Origin of the sequence: Rhodoferax sp. BAB1 (assembly GCF_013334205.1) — a bacterium.
Lineage (GTDB): Bacteria > Pseudomonadota > Gammaproteobacteria > Burkholderiales > Burkholderiaceae_C > Hylemonella.
Window position 1 is genome coordinate 2096487 of record NZ_CP054424.1, and the last position, 18656, is coordinate 2115142.

Consider the following 18656-nt stretch of genomic DNA (forward strand, 5'->3'; position numbering starts at 1 on the left):
TCTTCTTCTTTTTTTCACCGTCCGGACCCCCGCCCATGGATTCGACTATTGCGAGCATTCTGCTGCTCGACGGCCTGACCAACGGCGCCATCTATGCGCTGCTGGGCATCGCCACCGTGCTGGTGTTCGCCGTCACGCGCGTCATCTTCATCCCGCAAGGCGAGTTCGTTGCCTACGGCGCCCTGACCCTGGCCATCCTGCAGACCGGCCAGGTGCCCGGCACGGTCTGGCTGCTGCTGTTGCTGGCCGGCATGGCTGCGCTCATGGAGTTTTACACCCGCTGGCGCCACCACGGCGACCTGCTCGCCGCCCTCAAACCGGCGCTCAAGACCCTGATCGTGCCCGTGCTCGTTGCGCTGGTGACCCTGTGGGCCGCGCCGCAGCAGTTCCACCTGCTGGTGCAGGCCCTGCTGTCGGTGGCCGTGGTCACCGCCTTCGGTCCGCTGGTCTACCGCGTGGCCTATCAGTCGCTGGAATCGGCCACGCCGCTGGTGCTGCTGATCGTCTCGGTGGGTGTGCACTTCGCCCTCACCGGCCTGGGCCTGCTGTTCTTCGGTGCCGAGGGTTTCCGCAACCCGGCCTTCTGGGACCTGCGCCTCAACCTGGGCCCGGTCATGCTGTCGGGCCAGACCATCATCATCGGCGTCGCCTCGCTGGCACTCATCGTGCTGCTGTGGCTGTTCTTCGAGCGCTCGCTGTTCGGCAAGGCGCTGCGCGCCACGGCCGTCAACCGCCTGGGCGCGCGCCTGATGGGCATCTCCAGCCACGCGGCCGGCCAGTTGAGCTTCACCATGGCGGCGCTGATCGGTGCGCTCTCGGGCCTGCTGATCGGCCCCACCACCACCATCTTCTACGACTCGGGTTTCATCATCGGCCTCAAGGGTTTCGTGGCCGCCGTCGTGGCCGGCCTGTCGAGCTACCCGGGCGCACTGGTAGGCGCCATGTTCGTGGGTGTCATCGAATCCTTCGGCTCCTTCTGGGCCAGCGCCTTCAAGGAAGTCATCGTGTTCACCGTCATCCTGCCCGTCCTGCTGGTGCGCTCGCTCACCAGCGGCCACTCCGACGAGGACCACTGAGATATGAAGTCGCCTCGTACCCTGGGCCTGCTGGCCTTTGCCATCGCCATCCCCCTGCTGACCGTGCTGCCGCTGCCGGACTTCTGGTTCACCCAGCTCAACACCATCGGCATCTACAGCCTGACCTGCCTGGGCCTGGTGCTGCTCACTGGCGTGGGCGGCCTGACCTCCTTCGGCCAGGCAGCCTTTGTCGGCATCGGCGCCTACACCACGGCCGTGCTGACCGTGCAGCTGGGCGTCGCACCCTGGCTGACCCTGCCCATCGGCCTGGCGCTGACGGCCGGCTGCGCGCTGCTGCTGGCACTGATCACGCTGCGCATGTCGGGCCATTACCTGCCCCTGGCCACCATCGCCTGGGGCCTGTCGCTCTACTACCTGATGGGCAACCTCGAGGCGCTGGGCAAATACGACGGCATCACCGGGATCAAGACCCTGGGGCTGGCCGGTTTCGATTTCGGCGAGGGCCGCAGTTTCTTCGTGCTGCTCTGGGCCATCGTGCTGCTGGCGGCCGTGGCCGTGCTCAATCTGCTGGACTCGCGCGCCGGCCGCGCCATCCGGGCCCTGAAAAACGGCGCGCAGATGGCCGAGGCCATGGGCGTCAACACCTTCCGCTACAAGGTCACCATCTTCGTGCTCGCCGCCCTGCTGGCCGCGCTGGCGGGCTGGCTGTTCGCGCACTTCCAGCGCTCGGTCAGCCCGGCGGCTTTCGGCCTGAAGATGGGCATCGAGTACCTGTTCATGGCCGTGGTCGGCGGCGTCGGCCACGTCTGGGGTGCGCTGGTGGGCGCCGGCCTGATCAAGGTGCTGGACGACCAGCTGCAGGTCCTGCTGCCGCGCCTGATCGGCACCAGCGGCAGCTACGAGATCATCGTCTTCGGCATCGCCCTGGTGCTGGTGCTGAAGTACCTGCCCGACGGCCTGTGGTCCATGGTCGAGAAGAAGCTGCCGCGGCGCCAGCGCAGGAACGACTGGAGCGATGCCGCGCCCCTGCCGGAACGCGCCAAGCCCGCCACCGGCGAGCTGCTGCTGGACGTGCAGGCCATCCGCAAGGAGTTCGGCGGCCTGGTGGCCGTCAACGACATCAGCTTCCAGATCCGCGCCGGCCAGATCGTCGGCCTGATCGGCCCCAACGGCGCCGGCAAGTCCACCACCTTCAACCTGATCACCGGCGTGCTGGGCATGACGCGCGGCCATGTGGTGTTTGCCGGCGAACAGCTCGACGGCCTGCCCTCGCGCGAGATCGCGCGCCGTGGCATGGGCCGCACCTTCCAGCACGTGAAGATGATTCCGGACATGACCGTGCTGGAGAACGTGGCGCTGGGCGCCCACCTGCGTGGCCGCAAGGGCGTGGTGAGTGCCATGACACGCCTGAACCGCGACGAAGAGCGCCAGCTCTACCGCGAAGCACAGCGCCAGCTGGAGCGCATCGGCATGGGCGCCTACCTGCACGAACAGGCCGGCAACCTGGCCATGGGCCTGCAGCGCCTGATGGAGATCGCCCGCGCCCTGTGCAGCGACCCCACCCTGCTGCTGCTCGACGAGCCCGCCGCCGGCCTGCGCCACAAGGAAAAACAGGACCTGATCGCCGTGCTGCGCCAGTTGCAGGGCGAAGGCATGAGCATCCTGCTGGTGGAACACGACATGGACCTGGTGATGGAGGTCTGCGACCACCTGGTCGTGATGGAGTTCGGCACCCTGCTGACCCAGGGCCCGCCGGCGCAGATCCAGCAGGACCCCAAGGTGCGTGCCGCCTACCTGGGCACGGAGCACTGAGCATGACCAATATGAAGACCCCCCTGCTGCAGGTGCAGGACCTGCGTTCCGGCTACGGCCGAGCCGAAGTGCTGCACGGCCTGAGCCTGCAGGCCGACAAGGGCAGTGTGATCACCGTGATCGGCCCCAACGGCGCCGGCAAGTCCACCCTGCTCAACTCCCTGATGGGCATCCTGCCCGGCCAGGGCCAGGTCAGCTTCGACGGCCAGGACATCGGCCGCCTGACGCTGGAAGAGCGCGTGATGTGCGGCATCTCGCTGGTGCCGGAAAAACGCGAGCTCTTCTCCAGCATGCCAGTCGAGGACAACCTGATCCTCGGCGGCTTCCGCCAGAAACGCCTGGGCAATGCCCGCTGGCGCGACAAGCTTGACGAGGTCTACACCCTGTTCCCGCGCCTGCAGGAGCGCCGCAGCCAGCTGGCTGGCACGCTGTCAGGTGGCGAGCGGCAGATGCTGGCCGTGGGCCGTTCGCTGATGTCCGGCCCGAAGCTGCTCATGCTCGACGAACCCAGCCTGGGCCTGGCGCCGCTGATCGTGCGCGAGATCTTCGCCATCATCGAGACCCTGCGCCAGACCGGCGTGACCATCGTGCTGGTGGAGCAGAACGCGCGCGCCGCCCTGGCCGTGGCCGACCACGGTTATGTGCTGGAAATGGGCGAGATCGCGCTGCAGGGCCCGGCCGCCCAGCTGGCCCAGGACCCGCGCGTGATCGACACCTACCTGGGCGCCGCCAAGCACAAGGGCTGAGCCCGGGAACCGTTCCCTCCGCTGTCCGAAGACGTCCCTCTGGAGAAACCATGAAACGCATGCACCCGGCTTACCTCCTTGCACTGTCTGCAGCATGGCTGTCGGCCTGCAGCACCGCCCCCGAGGCACCCGGCTCGCGCACGTCGGCGCTGCCCGCGGCCACCGGTGCCGCGCTGCAGAGCTGTGCAGCGCTCAAGGACAGCTTCAGCTACGCACAGACCCGCATCGACGCCGCCACACCGGTGCCTGCCGGCACGCTGAAGCAGGGCGGCAGCCCGGTGGCGACGCATTGCCTGGTCAAGGGCAGCATGCACCAGCGCAAGGGCAGCGACGGCCGTGACTACGCCATCGGCTTCGAGATGCGCCTGCCCGAGGTCTGGAACGGCCGCTTCTACTACCAGGGCAACGGCGGCCTGGACGGCGCGGTGCGCCCGGCCGAAGGCGCGCTGGGCGGCGGCCCGCTCACGGGTGCGTTGTTTCAGGGTTTTGCCGTCATCAGTTCGGACGCCGGCCACAGCGGCGCGCAGACCACGGTCTTCGGGCTGGAGCCCCAGGCCCGGCTGGACTACGGCTACCAGGCCGTGGCCAAGCTCACACCCATGGCCAAGGACCTGATCCGCAGCGCCTACGGCAAAGGGCCGGACCGCTCCTACATCGGTGGCTGCTCCAACGGCGGGCGCCATGCCATGGTGGCCGCCTCGCGCCTGGGTGATCAATACGACGGCTACCTCATCGGCGCGCCGGGTTACCGTCTACCCAATGCCGCGCTGGCCCAGCTCTGGGGCGCGCAACGCTGGAGCCCGCTGGCCACACCGGGTGCCACCGTCAAACACCCCATGAACCCGAGCGCCAGCATTCCTGACCTGGGCAGCGCCTTCACGGCCCAGGAGCGCCAGACCGTGGCCCGCGCCATCCTGCAGCGTTGCGACGCGCTGGACGGCCTGTCCGACGGCATGGTGCAGGCCACCCAGGCCTGCCAGGCCGTCTTCGATGTGGCGCGCGACGTGCCCGCCTGCAGCGGCGTGCGTGATGGCAGCTGCCTGTCCCCGGCGCAAAAGACCGTGCTGGCCCAGGTCCATGCCGGCGGCAAGACCACGAATGGCCAGACCATCTACAGCGCCTTCCCCTACGATCCCGGCATCGCCGGCAGCAACTGGGCGCAGTGGAAGTTCGTCAACGCCGTGGCGCTGGATCCGCTGGCCATCAGCACCGTGTTCACGGCACCGCCCATGCCGACCAGCCCCCTGACGGCCAACATCGACGCGCTGCTCCCGGCCATCGCCGCCAGCAATGAGACCTACCGCGAGTCCGGCCTGGCGCTGATGTCACCACCCGGCCACGAGCGTCCCGACAAGCTGCGCGCCCTGCGTGCACGCGGTGCCAGGATCGTGCTGTACCACGGTGTGAGCGACGCCATCTTCTCGGCCGAAGACACACGGCAGTGGGTCGAGCGCCTGGACACCAGCCAGGGCGGGCGCGCGGCCGACTTCGCGCGTTATTTCCCCGTGCCCGGCATGAACCATTGCAGCGGCGGCCCGGCGGCCGACCAGTTCGACCTGCTGAGCCCGCTGGTGCGCTGGGTCGAGGAAGGTGTGGCACCGCAGGCCGTCACGGCCCGTGCGCGCGGCGCCGGCAACCCCGGCGGTGCCAACACCGAACTGCCTGCGGACTGGGCCGCCGATCGCAGCCGTCCGCTCTGCGCCTATCCCACGGTGGCCCGCTACCGCGGCCAGGGCTCGACCGAAGACGCCCGCAACTTCAGCTGCCAGTAACACCCATGGACTACCAGCCCCGCCTCGACGAGATCGGCCGCCTGCTGTTCGGTGTACTCGACGCTCCGCAGCAGCTGCAGGCCCTGCCCGCCTTTGCCGAGGTGGACGCGGCGCTGATGCAGCAGGTGCTGGAGGAAGCCGGCAAGTTCGTTGCCAGCGAGATCGCACCGCTGCAGCGCGTGGGTGACGAGGTCGGTGCGCGCTTCGAAGCCGGCCAGGTCACCATGCCGCCGGGCTTTCGCGCGGCCTACCAGGCCTTCTGGCAGGCGGGTTGGCCCGCCCTGGCCAACGCGCCCGAAGACGGTGGCCAGGGCCTGCCGGCCGTGCTGGAAGCCGTGCTCTACGAGATGCTGAGCGCGGCCAACCATGGCTGGACCATGGCACCGGGCCTGCTGCACGGCGCCTACGAATGCCTCAGGCACCACGGCAGCGAGGAACTGAAAGCGCGTTACCTGCAGAAGATCGCCACTGGCGAGTGGCTGGCCACCATGTGCCTGACCGAGCCACAGGCCGGCAGCGACCTGGGCCTGGTGCGCACCAAGGCCCTGCCGCAGGCCGACGGCAGCTACCGTGTGAGTGGCGGCAAGATCTTCATCTCCGGCGGCGAACACGACCTGAGCGACAACATCGTGCATTTCGTGCTGGCGCGCCTGCCCGATGCACCGCCCGGGCCCAAAGGCCTGTCCCTCTTTCTCGCACCCAAGCTGCTGCCGGATGGCCGTCGCAACGGCGTGTTCTGCGAACGCATCGAGGAAAAGATGGGCCTGCACGGCAGCCCCACCTGCGTGCTGCGCTTCGAGGACACCATGGGCTGGCTGGTGGGCGAACCCCACCGCGGCCTGAACGCCATGTTCGTCATGATGAACGCGGCCCGCCTGCACGTGGGCCTGCAGGGCATCGCCCTGCTGGAAGCCGCCTGGCAGAAGGCCAGCGCCTATGCGGCCGAACGGCGCCAGATGCGGGCGCCCGGTGCCAGCGAGACCAGCCTGATCCAGGCGCATCCGGCCATCCAGCGCATCCTGAGCACCCAGCGTGCCTGGGTGGACGGTGGGCGCCTGCTGGCCTACCGCACGGCCATCGAGCTCGACGTCATCAAGCACCACCCCGACGCGACACGACGCGAGGCCGCACAGCGTTGGTGCAGCCTGGTCACCCCCGTGCTCAAGGCCGCCTGGACACGCCAGGGTTTCCTGGGTGCGAGCGAGTGCCTGCAGGTCTTCGGTGGCCACGGTTATGTGCGTGAATGGGGTATCGAGCAGATCGTGCGTGACGCGCGCATCACCATGATCTACGAAGGAACCAACGAGATCCAGGCCATCGACCTGCTGCTGCGCAAGGTGCTGCCCGACGGCGGCGCGGCCCTAGGCACGCTGTTCGACGAACTCGCCGCCGACGGCCCGCTGCCGGCGGGCCTGACACAGCGCTTCGCGCAGCTGCGCCAGCTGGCCGCGCGCCTGGCCCTGGCCGCCAGTTATCGCAACGACCTGCCCTACTGGGTGGCCGACGATTTCCTGCAAGCCGTGGCCCTGACCCTGCTGGAATGGGCCGGCACGCGCATCGCCGCAGAAACCCCGCACTGGCAGGCCCCGGCGCGCGCACTGCACACCTGGGTGCTGCCGGCCTTCGCCTTGCACCTGCAGATCATCGAGCAGCAACTGGCCGAGACCGAAACCGCGGCGCCCACGCCGGCGGCGGCCTGAAGCACATGGCCAGCCGTCCAGCCGCCCCCGATACCGCCGTCGAACAGGTCGACACCAGCTACCTGGAAAGCCTGGTCGGCTACAACGCGCGGCGCGCCACGCTGGTCATCATGGACGCCTTCTTCCGCCACATGGCGGACTACGGCCTGCGCCCCGCGGATTTCTCGGTTCTCTCGCTGATCACGCACAACCCGGGGGTCACCTCGCGCCAGTTGTGCACGACGCTGAGCATCCAGCCGCCCAACCTGGTGGGCATGATCAACCAGTTGGAAAAACGCGAACTCATCACGCGCCGCCCGCATCCCAGCGACGGCCGGGCCATGGGCTTGCACCTGACAGCGACCGGCCACAAGCTGATGAAGCAGGCCGAGCTCACGGCCTCCGAACTGGAGAAGGCCGCCACGGCCAGGTTGAGTGCAGTCGAGCGCAGGCAACTCATGCAACTGCTCAGAAAAATCTACATTTGACGCAATTTTTCACACTTGCCGTCTGAGCACCGGCCGTCAGGGTAGATACGGGGGCCCCTATCAGCTATTAATCTTGTAGCAGTCCGGATTCTGCGATATAGTCCGCCTTCGCCTCGTCTGCTTGCCGGTCTGCCGGCTGCGACAGGCACAGGGAGGGTGCACCGGGCCATGGACCCGGTGCTTCAAGGAGTGCTGTTGAATGAGCTACAAGGAAAATGCCGCCATTGGTCAGCTGCTGGCTCTGCTGGAGTCGCGCTACGCCATCCGCGTGCTATGGGCCCTGCGCGACGGCCATGCCCAGACCTTCCGCCTGCTGCAGGACAGTGTCGGCGGTATCACTCCCAACACCCTGAACACCCGCATCAAGGAACTGCGCGAGGCCGGCCTGCTCAACCACGGCAGTGAGGGCTACCTGCTCACCAGCAGCGGCACCGAACTGACCCGCCGCCTGGGTGAACTGCCCGCCTTTGCCAGCAAATGGGTGGCCAGCCAGGCCCGCAAAGCGCGCTGAGCCCCGGCACCGGCGGCTGCGCGGCCGGATCGTTCCCAACTGGCATAATTCGCCCTTCGCCTTGCTGGCGTGCGGGCCTGCGGCCGGCACCGTCAGCTATCAAATAAATAGCAACAAGGACAGCGCCATGGCCATGACCACCACCCCCTCCGGCCTTCAGTACGAAGACACCGCTGCCGGCACCGGCGCCGAAGCCAAAAGCGGCCAGGACGTGACCGTGCACTACACCGGCTGGCTCTACACCAATGGCGTGCAGGGCGCCAAGTTCGACTCCAGCAAGGACCGCAACGACCCCTTCCAGTTCTCCCTGGGCGCCGGCATGGTGATCCGCGGCTGGGACGAAGGCGTGGCCGGCATGAAGATCGGCGGCACCCGCACCCTCATCATCCCCGCCAGCCTGGGTTATGGTGCCCGTGGCGCCGGCGGCGTGATCCCCCCAACGCCACCCTGAAGTTCGAAGTCGAGCTGCTGGCCCTGGCCGACTGAAGCCCCCCGCCTCTGGCGGGCATCGCCCCCGGACGCCAGGTCGCCCTTGAAATGGCGGGCACTGCCCCCATTTCGGCGTCTGGCACCCATTTCACTTCCGTTCAAACGCATGTCCGACACGCAACCCACCTCTGCCCCTGCCGACGAGCAAGGCGGCACCGCCCCTCTGGCCGACCTGCTGGCCCAGACCCAGGCCGAACTGGCCGAACTCAAGGCCAAAAGCGCCGAACTGGCCGACCAGTTCCTGCGCGCCAAGGCCGAGGCCGAGAACGCCCGCCGCCGCGCCGAGGAAGACATCAGCAAGGCCCGCAAGTTTGCCGTGGAAAGTTTTGCCGACAGCCTGCTGCCGGTGACCGACAGCCTGGAAGCCGGCCTGACCATCAAGGACGCCAGCCCCGAGCAGATCCGCGAAGGCGCCGAAGCCACCCTGCGCCAGCTCACGGCCGCACTGGAGCGCAACAAGGTCATCGCCATCAACCCGGCTCCGGGCACCCGGTTCGATCCGCACCAGCACCAGGCCATCAGCGTGGTGCCGGCCGACCAGGAAGCCAATACCGTGGTCAGCGTGCTGCAAAAGGGCTACACCATCGCCGAGCGCGTGCTGCGCCCGGCCCTGGTGACCGTGACCGCCCCCAAGTAAGCACTGGCCTTGAAACCGGCGAAGTTATCCACAAGTACAGCGCATCCGAATTTCCAAGCATCTCAGGAGTAAGACATGGGCAAAATCATTGGCATCGACCTCGGCACCACCAACAGCTGTGTGTCGATCATGGAAGGCAACACCACCAAGGTGATCGAGAACGCGGAAGGCGCGCGCACCACCCCGTCCATCGTCGCCTACCAGGAAGACGGTGAAGTGCTGGTCGGCGCCTCGGCCAAGCGCCAGGCCGTCACCAACCCCAAGAACACGCTGTACGCGATCAAGCGCCTGATCGGCCGCAAGTTCACCGAGAAGGAAGTGCAGAAGGACATCGACCTGATGCCCTACAGCATCGTGGCCGCCGACAACGGCGACGCCTGGGTCGAAGTGCGCGGCAAGAAGATCTCGGCCCAGCAGGTCAGCGCCGACATCCTGCGCAAGATGAAGAAGACTGCCGAGGACTACCTGGGCGAGCCCGTGACCGAAGCCGTCATCACCGTGCCGGCCTACTTCAACGACGCCCAGCGCCAGGCCACCAAGGACGCTGGTCGCATTGCCGGCCTGGATGTCAAGCGCATCATCAACGAGCCCACCGCCGCGGCCCTGGCCTTCGGCCTGGACAAGGGCGGCAAGGGTGACCGCAAGATTGCCGTGTACGACCTGGGCGGCGGTACCTTCGACATCTCCATCATCGAGATCGCCGACGTCGACGGCGAGATGCAGTTCGAGGTGCTGTCCACCAACGGCGACACCTTCCTGGGCGGCGAGGACTTCGACCAGCGCATCATCGACTACATCATCGGCGAGTTCAAGAAGGACCAGGGCGTGGACCTGACCAAGGACGTGCTGGCCCTGCAGCGCCTGAAGGAAGCCGCCGAGAAGGCCAAGATCGAACTGTCCAGCTCGACCGCCACCGACATCAACCTGCCCTACATCACCGCCGACGCCTCGGGTCCCAAGCACCTGAGCGTCAAGCTGACCCGCGCCAAGCTGGAAAGTCTGGTGGAGGAACTGATCGAGCGCACCATCGCTCCCTGCCGCACCGCCATCAAGGATGCCGGCGTTTCCGTGGGTGACATCCAGGACGTGATCCTGGTCGGCGGCATGACCCGCATGCCCAAGGTGCAGGACAAGGTCAAGGAATTCTTCGGCAAGGAGCCGCGCAAGGACGTGAACCCGGACGAGGCCGTGGCCGTCGGCGCCGCCATCCAGGGCCAGGTGCTCTCGGGTGACCGCAAGGACGTGCTGCTGCTCGACGTCACCCCGCTCTCCCTGGGCATCGAAACCCTGGGCGGCGTGATGACCAAGATGATTGCCAAGAACACGACCATCCCGACCAAGTTCGCGCAGACCTTCTCCACTGCCGACGACAACCAGCCGGCCGTGACCATCAAGGTCTACCAGGGCGAGCGCGAGATGGCCAGCGGCAACAAGTCGCTGGGCGAGTTCAACCTGGAAGGCATTGCCCCGGCCCCGCGCGGCCTGCCGCAGATCGAGGTGACCTTCGACATCGACGCCAACGGCATCCTGCACGTGGGCGCCAAGGACAAGGCCACGGGCAAGGAAAACAAGATCACCATCAAGGCCAACTCGGGTCTGTCCGAGGAGGAAATCCAGAAGATGGTGAAGGACGCCGAGCTCAACGCCGCCGAGGACAAGAAGCGCCTCGAAATCGTCCAGGCCCGCAACCAGGCCGATGCCACCGTGCACGGCGTGCGCAAAAGCCTGGCCGAACACGGCGACAAGCTCGATGCCGGCGAGAAGGAGAAGATCGAAGCTGCCGCCAAGGAACTGGAAGAGGCCATCAAGGGCGAGGACAAGGCTGATATCGAGGCCAAGACCGAAGCCCTGATGCTGGCCAGCCAGAAGCTGGGCGAGAAGCTCTACGCCGAGCAGCAGGCTGCGGCCGGCGCCGCCGGTGCCGCCCCGGGTGCCGAGCAGCAGACCAGCCGGCCGGCCGCCGATGACAATGTGGTGGACGCCGAAGTCAAGGAAGTCAAGAAGGGTTGATCTCGGACGCCTAACGCCGCCTCAACTCGCCGCGTTCGACACTTGCCCTGCGGTAAGGTCAACGCGGCGTTCCTGCTCTAGAACTTAACGAATATGGCCACCAAAAGAGACTTTTACGAAATCCTCGGCGTCCCCAAGAACGCCTCCGAGGAAGAGATCAAGAAAGCCTATCGCAAGCTCGCGATGAAGCATCACCCTGACCGCAACCAGGGGGACAGCGCCAAGGTGGCCGAGGAAAAATTCAAGGAGGCCAAGGAGGCCTACGAGATGCTTTCCGATGCGCAGAAGCGCGCGGCCTACGACCAGTACGGCCATGCCGGCGTCGACCCCAATATGCGCGGCGGCGCGGGTGGCGACTTTGGCGGCGGCTTTGCCGAGGCCTTCGGCGACATCTTCGGCGACATGTTCGGCCAGCAACGCGGTGGGCGCGGGGCCGGCGGCCGCCAGGTCTACCGCGGCAGCGACCTGAGCTACGCCATGGAGATCACGCTGGAGGAAGCGGCGCGCGGCAAGGACGCGCAGATCCGCATCCCCAGTTGGGACAACTGCGGCACCTGCCAGGGCAGCGGCGCCAAGCCGGGTACCCAGGTCAAGGCCTGCAGCACCTGCCACGGTTCGGGCTCGGTGCAGATGCGCCAGGGTTTCTTCAGCGTGCAGCAGACCTGCCCGCACTGCCACGGCACCGGCAAGATCATCCCCGAGCCCTGCACCAGCTGCCAGGGCCAGGGCCGCATCAAGCGCCAGAAGACGCTGGAAGTGAAGATCCCCGCCGGCATCGACGACGGCATGCGCATCCGCAGCGCCGGCAACGGCGAGCCGGGCATGAACGGCGGCCCGCCGGGTGACCTCTACATCGAGATCCGCCTGCGCAAGCACGACATCTTCGAGCGCGACGGCGACGACCTGCATTGCGCGGTGCCCATCAGCTTTGTCACCGCGGCACTGGGCGGCGAGATCGAGGTGCCCACCCTGCAGGGCAAGGCCGCCATCGACATCCCCGAAGGCACCCAGACCGGCAAGCAGTTCCGCCTGCGCGGCAAGGGCATCAAGGGCGTGCGCGCCAGCTACCCCGGCGACCTGTACTGCCACATCACGGTGGAGACGCCGGTCAAGCTCACCGAGCACCAGCGCAAGCTGCTGCGCGAGCTGGGCGAATCCCTGCAAAAGGGCGGCGCCAAGCATTCGCCGGGTGAAGGCAGCTGGGCCGACCGGCTCAAGAGCTTCTTCAGCTGAAGCCTGGTTTCCGTCCGATCCCAAGCCGCAAGGGCCTCAGCCCTTGCGGCTTTTTTTGATCTGCATCTAGAAGCGGCCTCGGCGCGGGACTAACATGCGCCCATGAGCGTTTCCATCACCTTCCTCGGCGGTGCCAGCACGGTCACCGGCTCCAAATACCTGGTGCGCCATGGCGCGCAAACCCTGCTGGTGGACTGCGGACTGTTCCAGGGCTACAAACAACTGCGCCTGCGCAACTGGACACCGCTGCCCGTCGCCCCCGACCAGATCAACGCCGTCATCCTCACGCACGCCCACCTGGACCACAGCGGCTACCTGCCGCTGCTGGCGCGCGAAGGCTACGGCGGCAAAGTCCACGCCACGCGCGGCACGCGCGACCTGTGCGCCATCCTGCTGCCCGACAGCGGCCACATCCAGGAAGAGGATGCGGCCTTTGCCAACCGCCACGGTTTCTCCAAGCACGCGCCGGCCCTGCCCCTGTACACCCGCAAGGATGCGCTGGCCTGCCTGAAGCAGATCAAGGCGCATGACTTCAGCCACAGCTTCGAGCCCATCGCCGGCTGGCATGCCACCTTCTTGCGTGCCGGCCACATCCTGGGTGCCGCCAGCCTGCTGCTGGAAGTGGCGGGGCGGCGCATCCTCTTCTCGGGCGACCTGGGCCGTACCGATGACTTCCTGATGAACCCGCCGGACCGCGCCCCGGCAGCGGACACGGTGGTGATCGAATCGACCTACGGCGACCGCACCCATCCGAAAGAAGACGTGCTGGCCGAACTCGGGCCCGCCCTGCATCGCCTGGCCGGGCGTGGCGGGGTCGCGGTGATCCCGGTCTTCGCCGTTGGCCGCGCGCAGGAAATCCTGCATGCCATTGACGAGCTCAAGGTGCGCGGCGAGATCCCCAAGAACCTGCCGGTCTTCCTGGACAGCCCCATGGCCATCCACACCACCGACCTTTTCGACAACTACATGGACGAACACCGGCTCAGCAGCAAGCAGGTCCAGGCCCTCACGCGCTGCGCCACCATGGTCAACACACCGGACGAATCCAAGGCCCTGGCACGCCGCCACGGCCCCATGGTGATCCTCGCCGCCAGCGGCATGGCCACGGGCGGGCGCGTGCTGCACCACCTGGCGCTGTATGCCGGCAGCCACCGCAACATGATCGTGCTCACCGGCTTCCAGTCGCCCGGCACGCGCGGTGCCACCCTGGCCTCGGGTGCACCCTCGGTACGCATCCACGGCAAGGACGTCAGTGTGGGCGCCGAGATCGTGCAACTGCAATCGGCCTCGGCGCACGCCGATGCGCCGCAGCTCATGGCCTGGCTGGGCACCCTGCCCACCGCCCCCTCGCAGGTCTATATCGTGCATGGCGAGAGCGGCGCCTCGGATGCGCTGCGCCAGCAGGTCGAACACGGGCTGGGCTGGCGGGCGCTGGTGCCTGAGCACGGGGCGACGTGGCCCGTTTGAAGCCGGACCGCCCCCGTCATCGCATCGCGCCACCCGTATCCAGGCAAAACCATCCCGTAGGGGACGTCCAGCCCGCCCCACACTGCCCGGTTCACGCAGGGTTACCCCCTGTTACGTCACTGCACAGCAATCGGTCAGAATGGCGCTCCATGAGTCTGCGGCTCTTCCACATCACCGAATTCGCCAACTCCATGCTCACGCCTGCCGAGCAGCGTGAGGCCCGGCATCCGGCGCTATTGCTTTTGCTGGCCAGCCTCTGGCTGGCGCTGGCAGGCAATACGCCGCTGTGGCGCGAACTGGCGCGGCTGCCCATGGACGCCGGCAGCTTCGTCTGGATCACCCTGTGTTTTGCCCTGCTCATCACGGCGGCGCTGGGCCTGCTGCTGAGCCTGCTGAACTGGCCCTGGCTGCTCAAGGGCGTCATCACCGTGCTGCTCTGGCTGGCCGCGCTCAACTCCGTGCTGCTCTGGTCCGGCCAGGCCTACCTGAGTGCCAGCGCCGTGCCGCAAGGCCTGTCCGCCGTGCTGGGCCAGCTGCGGGCCCCACCGCTGTGGCAGGTGGGGCTGGTGTTTGCCGCACTGGCCCTGGCGCCCTCGCTCTGGCTCTGGCAGCTCAGCCTGCGCCGTATCGCCCCGCCCATCCGCCTGCCGCAGAACCTGCTGCTGGCCCTGCTCTTCACCGGCCTGCTGGCGGCTGTCTGGTTTGCCGGACGCAACGCCCTGCTGCCCCTGCTGCAGGACCAGCCCCGCTGGCTCGAACTGGTAAGCCCCTTCAACACCCTGCTGAGCCTGCGCCGCTGAAACCGCCGCCGGCCTGCTCTTGCCAGCAAGCGGGCTTTCGTTATGATGGGCCGCGCGCCCTGGCACCGGTGGCCACAAGCGGTCGCGAAGGAGGCGAGCGTGGAACCCGCGACACAAGACACAAAGTCCAGCAACAAGGACTCGGCTGATTTCCAGTCCCGGCTGATCAAGGCCATCTACGACACCTCGCCCGACGGCATCCTGGTCGTCGACGCGCAGGGCATGGTGGTGGCCCACAACCGCCAGTTCCTGCAACTCTGGGACATCGCCACCAGCCAGTTGCACATGAAGGCCGACGGTACGGCCATCGGGGAGTCGGACGCGCCGCTGCTGGCCGAAGTAGTGGCCCGGGTGCAGAACCCGGCCGCCTTCCTGGAACGGGTGCGCGAGCTCTATGACAACCCGCAGCTGGACGACCACTGCGAGATCGAACTCAAGGACGGGCGCACGCTGGAGCGGCATTCCACCGTGCTGCGCGGTGAGCAGGAGCAATACCTCGGGCGTGTCTGGTTCTTCCGCGACATCACGGCCCAGAAAAAGCACGAAGCCGCACTGATCCAGCTGGCCCGCCACGACCCGCTGACCGGCACGGCCAACCGGCGTTATTTCTTCGAGCGCGCCGAGCAGGAGTTCATGCGCAGCCGCCGTTACCAGGCGCCGCTGTCCATCGCCCTGATCGACGTGGACCACTTCAAGCACATCAACGACCAGTACGGCCACGCCACCGGGGACGAGGTGCTCAAGCTGCTGAGCGAGAAGATAACGGCGCTGCTGCGCGAAAGCGATCTGCTGGCGCGCATCGGCGGCGAGGAGTTCGCCATCCTCATGCCCAGCACCGGCCTGGCCGGTGCGGCGCTGATGGCGGAGCGCCTGCGCATGACCATCGCCGAGGAAGCCAGCCCGGTGGCCGGGTTGATGCTGCACCTGCGCTTCAGCGCCGGCGTCACCCAGCTCAAGGCCCAGGACCAGTCCATCGAGGACTGCCTGCGCCGTGCCGACGAAGCCATGTACAAGGCCAAACAGGCCGGGCGCGACCGCGTCGAAGCCTGCGCCTGAGCGGCGACGGCGGCTTCAAACCCCGGCCGAGACGGCCAGCAGGCGCTCACGCGCGGCACGGTACTCGCGCCGCAGCTGCTCGATGAACTCAGCGGCACCCTGCACCTGGGTGATGGCGCCTATGCCCTGGCCCGAACCCCAGATGTCCTTCCAGGCCTTCTTCGCATCACCGCCAAAGTTCATCGTGCTGGGGTCGCTCTCGGGCAGCTTGTCCGGGTCCAGGCCGGCGGCGCGGATGCTGGGTGCCAGGTAGTTGCCGTGCACGCCGGTGAAGAGGTTGCTGTAGACGATGTCGTCCGAGCTGCCTTCGACGATGGCCTGTTTGTAGGCCTCGACCGCGCGGGCCTCGTGGGTGGCGATAAAGGCCGTGCCCATGTAGGCGAAGTCCGCCCCCATGGCCTGCGCCGCCAGCACGGAAGCGCCGGTGCTTATCGACCCGCTAAGCGCCAGCGGGCCGTCGAACCACTGGCGGATTTCCTGCACCAGGGCAAAGGGGCTCTTCACGCCCGCGTGGCCGCCGGCACCGGCCGCGACGGCGATCAGGCCGTCGGCGCCCTTTTCGATGGCCTTGTGCGCGAACCTGTTGTTGATGATGTCGTGCAGCACCACGCCGCCGTAGCTGTGCGCGGCCTGGTTGATCTCTTCGCGCGCACCCAGCGAGGTGATGATGACCGGCACCTTGTACTTCACGCACAGGGCCATGTCGTGCTCGAGCCGGTCATTGGACTTGTGCACGATCTGGTTGATGGCAAAGGGCGCGGCCGGACGATCCGGGTGCGCCTTGTTGTGCGCGGCCAGCGCCTCGGTGATCTCGGCCAGCCACTCGTCGAGCTGCGCGGCCGGGCGCGCGTTGAGCGCGGGCATGGAGCCGACCACGCCCGCGATGCACTGGGCAATCACCAGCTTGGGGTTGCTGATGATGAACAGCGGCGAGCCGATGATGGGCAGAGGCAGGTTTTGCAGAGTGGCGGGTAGCTTGGACATCGTGTCTCCGGGGGGAATGCTGACATTCTCAGGAAAAACGGCTGCCGTCGATGGCAATCGAGCGACAGCCGGATAGCTATCAATTCAATAGCAAAATCAGAAGGCTTCGAGCGCCAGCGCGGTCACGCTGCCGGCGCCTTCCACGATGCTGTCGCGCATGCCCGGCACCGTGCTCAGGATGTGATCGGCATAAAAACGCGCCACCGTGATCTTGGACTGCATGAACGCCACGTCCTCGCCCCGGGCCAGTTCGGCCTGCGCCACCAGTAAGGCGCGCGCCAGCTGCCAGCCCGCCATCAGCTTGCCCGCCAGCATCAGGTAGGGCACGCTGCCGGCGTAGACGGCGTTGGGGTCCTTCTGGGTCGCCATGAAGTCGACCACGTCGATGAAAGCCAGCCGGGCCGCCGTCAGGCGCTTGGCCACGGCCAGCGCATCGGCGCTGCCGTTCTTCTTCAGTTCGGCTTCGGTGCTTTCGATCTGTTTCGCAATCGCCTTGGCGGTCTGGCCACCGTCGCGCAGGGTCTTGCGGCCCACGAGGTCATTGGCCTGGATGGCCGTGGTGCCTTCGTAGATGGTCAGGATCTTGGCGTCGCGGTAATGCTGGGCGGCGCCGGTTTCCTCGATGAAACCCATGCCGCCATGCACCTGCACGCCCAGGCTGGTGACTTCCAGACTCATCTCGGTGCTGTAACCCTTGACCAGGGGCACCATGAATTCGTAGAAGGCCTGGTGGGTCTTGCGCGCCTCGGCATCGGGGTGGTGATGGGCAGCATCGTAGGCCGCAGCAGCCACGGAAGCCATGGAACGGCAACCCTCGATGTAGGCACGCATGGTCATGAGCATGCGGCGTACATCGGGGTGGTGGATGATGGGCGCGCTGGTCTTGAGCGAGCCGTCGACCGGACGGCTCTGCACACGGTCACGTGCGTAGCCCACGGCCTGCTGGTAGGCGCGCTCGGCCACGGCGATGCCCTGCATACCCACGGCGTAGCGCGCGGCGTTCATCATGATGAACATGTACTCGAGACCACGGTTCTCCTGGCCCACGAGATAGCCCACGGCACCACCATGGTCGCCATACTGCAGCACGGCGGTCGGGCTGGCCTTGATGCCCAGCTTGTGCTCGATGCTCACACAATGCACGTCGTTGCGCGCGCCCAGCGAGCCGTCCTTGTTCACCATGAACTTGGGCACGACAAACAGGCTGATGCCTTTGATACCCTCGGGCGCACCGGTCACGCGTGCCAGCACCAGGTGCACGATATTGCCGGCCATGTCGTGCTCGCCGTAGGTGATGAAGATCTTGGTGCCGAAGACCTTGTAGCTGCCGTCGGGCTGCGGCTCGGCGCGGCTGCGCACCAGGGCCAGATCCGAGCCGGCCTGCGGTTCGGTCAGGTTCATGGTGCCGGTCCACTCGCCGCTCACCAGCTTTTCCAGGTAGGTAGCCTTGAGTTCATCGCTGCCCGCGGTCAGCAGCGCCTCGATGGCACCGTCGGTCAGCAGCGGGCACAGGGCAAAGCTCAGGTTGGCGCTGTTGACCATCTCGATACAGGCCGCACCGATGGTCTTGGGCAGGCCCTGGCCGCCGAAGTCCGCCGGGTGCTGCAGGCCCTGCCAGCCACCTTCGCCAAACTGACGGAAGGCGTCCTTGAAACCCGGCGTGGTGGTGACCTTGCCGTCCTTCCAGCTGGAAGGGTTCTGGTCCCCGTCCCAGTTCAGCGGAGCCACCACCTGCTCGTTGAACTTGGCCGCCTCTTCGAGCACGGCCTGGGCCGTGTCGTAGCCTGCGTCCTCAAAGCCCGGCAGCTTCGCGATCTCGTCGATGCGCGCGAGATGCTTGATGTTGAACAGCATGTCCTTGAGGGGGGCGGTGTAGCTCATGGAAGACTCCAGGGACGAATCAGGTACAAAAAAAGGGCGTCACGCTGTGACGCC

The 18656-nt window shown here is 67.0% G+C and carries 15 protein-coding genes and 1 pseudogene; 14 read left to right on the plus strand and 2 right to left on the minus strand.

Annotation, left to right across the window (positions count from 1 at the left end):
* Positions 1–35: 35 nt before the first annotated feature.
* From HTY51_RS10080 to HTY51_RS10145, 14 genes and pseudogenes are all read left to right on the plus strand, one after another.
* A complete protein-coding gene (locus HTY51_RS10080) occupies positions 36–1076 on the plus strand; it encodes a branched-chain amino acid ABC transporter permease (protein WP_174252617.1) in 1041 nt (346 codons plus the stop codon).
* Between the two features lie 3 nt (positions 1077–1079).
* Positions 1080–2849: an ATP-binding cassette domain-containing protein gene (locus HTY51_RS10085; RefSeq protein WP_174252618.1), complete on the plus strand. Its 1770-nt coding sequence runs from the start codon at positions 1080–1082 to the stop codon at positions 2847–2849.
* Between the two features lie 11 nt (positions 2850–2860).
* Positions 2861–3595 (plus strand): ABC transporter ATP-binding protein, encoded by a 735-nt coding sequence (locus tag HTY51_RS10090; RefSeq protein ID WP_174254234.1) that lies wholly within the window; start codon positions 2861–2863, stop codon positions 3593–3595.
* 50 nt (positions 3596–3645) lie between these two features.
* Positions 3646–5367, plus strand: a complete 1722-nt coding sequence (locus HTY51_RS10095) for a tannase/feruloyl esterase family alpha/beta hydrolase (RefSeq protein ID WP_371733771.1) — start codon at positions 3646–3648, stop codon at positions 5365–5367.
* Positions 5368–5372: 5 nt separating this feature from the next.
* Positions 5373–7067: an acyl-CoA dehydrogenase family protein gene (locus HTY51_RS10100; RefSeq protein ID WP_174252619.1), complete on the plus strand. Its 1695-nt coding sequence runs from the start codon at positions 5373–5375 to the stop codon at positions 7065–7067.
* 5 nt (positions 7068–7072) lie between these two features.
* The gene (locus tag HTY51_RS10105; protein WP_174252620.1) at positions 7073–7534 is read left to right on the plus strand and encodes a MarR family winged helix-turn-helix transcriptional regulator; all 462 of its coding nucleotides are present in this window, start codon (positions 7073–7075) and stop codon (positions 7532–7534) included.
* A 199-nt stretch (positions 7535–7733) separates the two neighbouring features.
* The gene (locus HTY51_RS10110) at positions 7734–8045 is read left to right on the plus strand and encodes a helix-turn-helix domain-containing protein (protein WP_174252621.1); all 312 of its coding nucleotides are present in this window, start codon (positions 7734–7736) and stop codon (positions 8043–8045) included.
* Between the two features lie 127 nt (positions 8046–8172).
* Positions 8173–8531 (plus strand): annotated as a pseudogene (locus tag HTY51_RS10115) (FKBP-type peptidyl-prolyl cis-trans isomerase).
* A 109-nt stretch (positions 8532–8640) separates the two neighbouring features.
* Positions 8641–9171 carry a nucleotide exchange factor GrpE gene (gene grpE, locus HTY51_RS10120; RefSeq protein WP_174252622.1) on the plus strand — a complete coding sequence of 177 codons (531 nt, stop codon included), beginning with the start codon at positions 8641–8643 and terminating at the stop codon, positions 9169–9171.
* A 75-nt stretch (positions 9172–9246) separates the two neighbouring features.
* Positions 9247–11181 carry a molecular chaperone DnaK gene (dnaK, locus tag HTY51_RS10125; protein WP_174252623.1) on the plus strand — a complete coding sequence of 645 codons (1935 nt, stop codon included), beginning with the start codon at positions 9247–9249 and terminating at the stop codon, positions 11179–11181.
* Positions 11182–11274: 93 nt separating this feature from the next.
* Positions 11275–12414, plus strand: coding sequence for a molecular chaperone DnaJ (gene dnaJ / locus HTY51_RS10130; protein WP_174252624.1), 1140 nt, complete (start codon positions 11275–11277; stop codon positions 12412–12414).
* 102 nt (positions 12415–12516) lie between these two features.
* Positions 12517–13881 carry an MBL fold metallo-hydrolase gene (locus HTY51_RS10135; protein WP_174252625.1) on the plus strand — a complete coding sequence of 455 codons (1365 nt, stop codon included), beginning with the start codon at positions 12517–12519 and terminating at the stop codon, positions 13879–13881.
* Positions 13882–14030: 149 nt separating this feature from the next.
* Positions 14031–14681 carry a phosphoethanolamine transferase domain-containing protein gene (locus HTY51_RS10140; RefSeq protein WP_174252626.1) on the plus strand — a complete coding sequence of 217 codons (651 nt, stop codon included), beginning with the start codon at positions 14031–14033 and terminating at the stop codon, positions 14679–14681.
* Positions 14682–14780: 99 nt separating this feature from the next.
* Positions 14781–15737, plus strand: a complete 957-nt coding sequence (locus HTY51_RS10145; protein WP_174252627.1) for a sensor domain-containing diguanylate cyclase — start codon at positions 14781–14783, stop codon at positions 15735–15737.
* Positions 15738–15752: 15 nt separating this feature from the next.
* Here the strand turns inward: HTY51_RS10145 and HTY51_RS10150 are convergent, their stop codons facing one another.
* Both HTY51_RS10150 and HTY51_RS10155 read right to left on the minus strand, forming a co-directional pair.
* Positions 15753–16721: a nitronate monooxygenase family protein gene (locus HTY51_RS10150; protein WP_174252628.1), complete on the minus strand. Its 969-nt coding sequence runs from the start codon at positions 16719–16721 to the stop codon at positions 15753–15755.
* Between the two features lie 96 nt (positions 16722–16817).
* Positions 16818–18602 carry an acyl-CoA dehydrogenase gene (locus HTY51_RS10155; protein ID WP_174252629.1) on the minus strand — a complete coding sequence of 595 codons (1785 nt, stop codon included), beginning with the start codon at positions 18600–18602 and terminating at the stop codon, positions 16818–16820.
* Positions 18603–18656 lie beyond the last annotated feature (54 nt).

Coding starts and splice junctions, on each gene's coding strand:
- HTY51_RS10105 (WP_174252620.1), top strand. CDS start 7,073: ATGGCCAGCCGTCCAGCCGCCCCCGATACCGCCGTCGAACAGGTCGAC.
- HTY51_RS10100 (WP_174252619.1), top strand. CDS start 5,373: ATGGACTACCAGCCCCGCCTCGACGAGATCGGCCGCCTGCTGTTCGGT.
- HTY51_RS10095 (WP_371733771.1), top strand. CDS start 3,646: ATGAAACGCATGCACCCGGCTTACCTCCTTGCACTGTCTGCAGCATGG.
- HTY51_RS10155 (WP_174252629.1), bottom strand. CDS start 18,602: ATGAGCTACACCGCCCCCCTCAAGGACATGCTGTTCAACATCAAGCAT.
- HTY51_RS10085 (WP_174252618.1), top strand. CDS start 1,080: ATGAAGTCGCCTCGTACCCTGGGCCTGCTGGCCTTTGCCATCGCCATC.
- HTY51_RS10080 (WP_174252617.1), top strand. CDS start 36: ATGGATTCGACTATTGCGAGCATTCTGCTGCTCGACGGCCTGACCAAC.
- HTY51_RS10150 (WP_174252628.1), bottom strand. CDS start 16,721: ATGTCCAAGCTACCCGCCACTCTGCAAAACCTGCCTCTGCCCATCATC.
- HTY51_RS10110 (WP_174252621.1), top strand. CDS start 7,734: ATGAGCTACAAGGAAAATGCCGCCATTGGTCAGCTGCTGGCTCTGCTG.
- dnaJ (WP_174252624.1), top strand. CDS start 11,275: ATGGCCACCAAAAGAGACTTTTACGAAATCCTCGGCGTCCCCAAGAAC.
- HTY51_RS10135 (WP_174252625.1), top strand. CDS start 12,517: ATGAGCGTTTCCATCACCTTCCTCGGCGGTGCCAGCACGGTCACCGGC.
- grpE (WP_174252622.1), top strand. CDS start 8,641: ATGTCCGACACGCAACCCACCTCTGCCCCTGCCGACGAGCAAGGCGGC.
- HTY51_RS10090 (WP_174254234.1), top strand. CDS start 2,861: ATGAAGACCCCCCTGCTGCAGGTGCAGGACCTGCGTTCCGGCTACGGC.
- dnaK (WP_174252623.1), top strand. CDS start 9,247: ATGGGCAAAATCATTGGCATCGACCTCGGCACCACCAACAGCTGTGTG.
- HTY51_RS10140 (WP_174252626.1), top strand. CDS start 14,031: ATGAGTCTGCGGCTCTTCCACATCACCGAATTCGCCAACTCCATGCTC.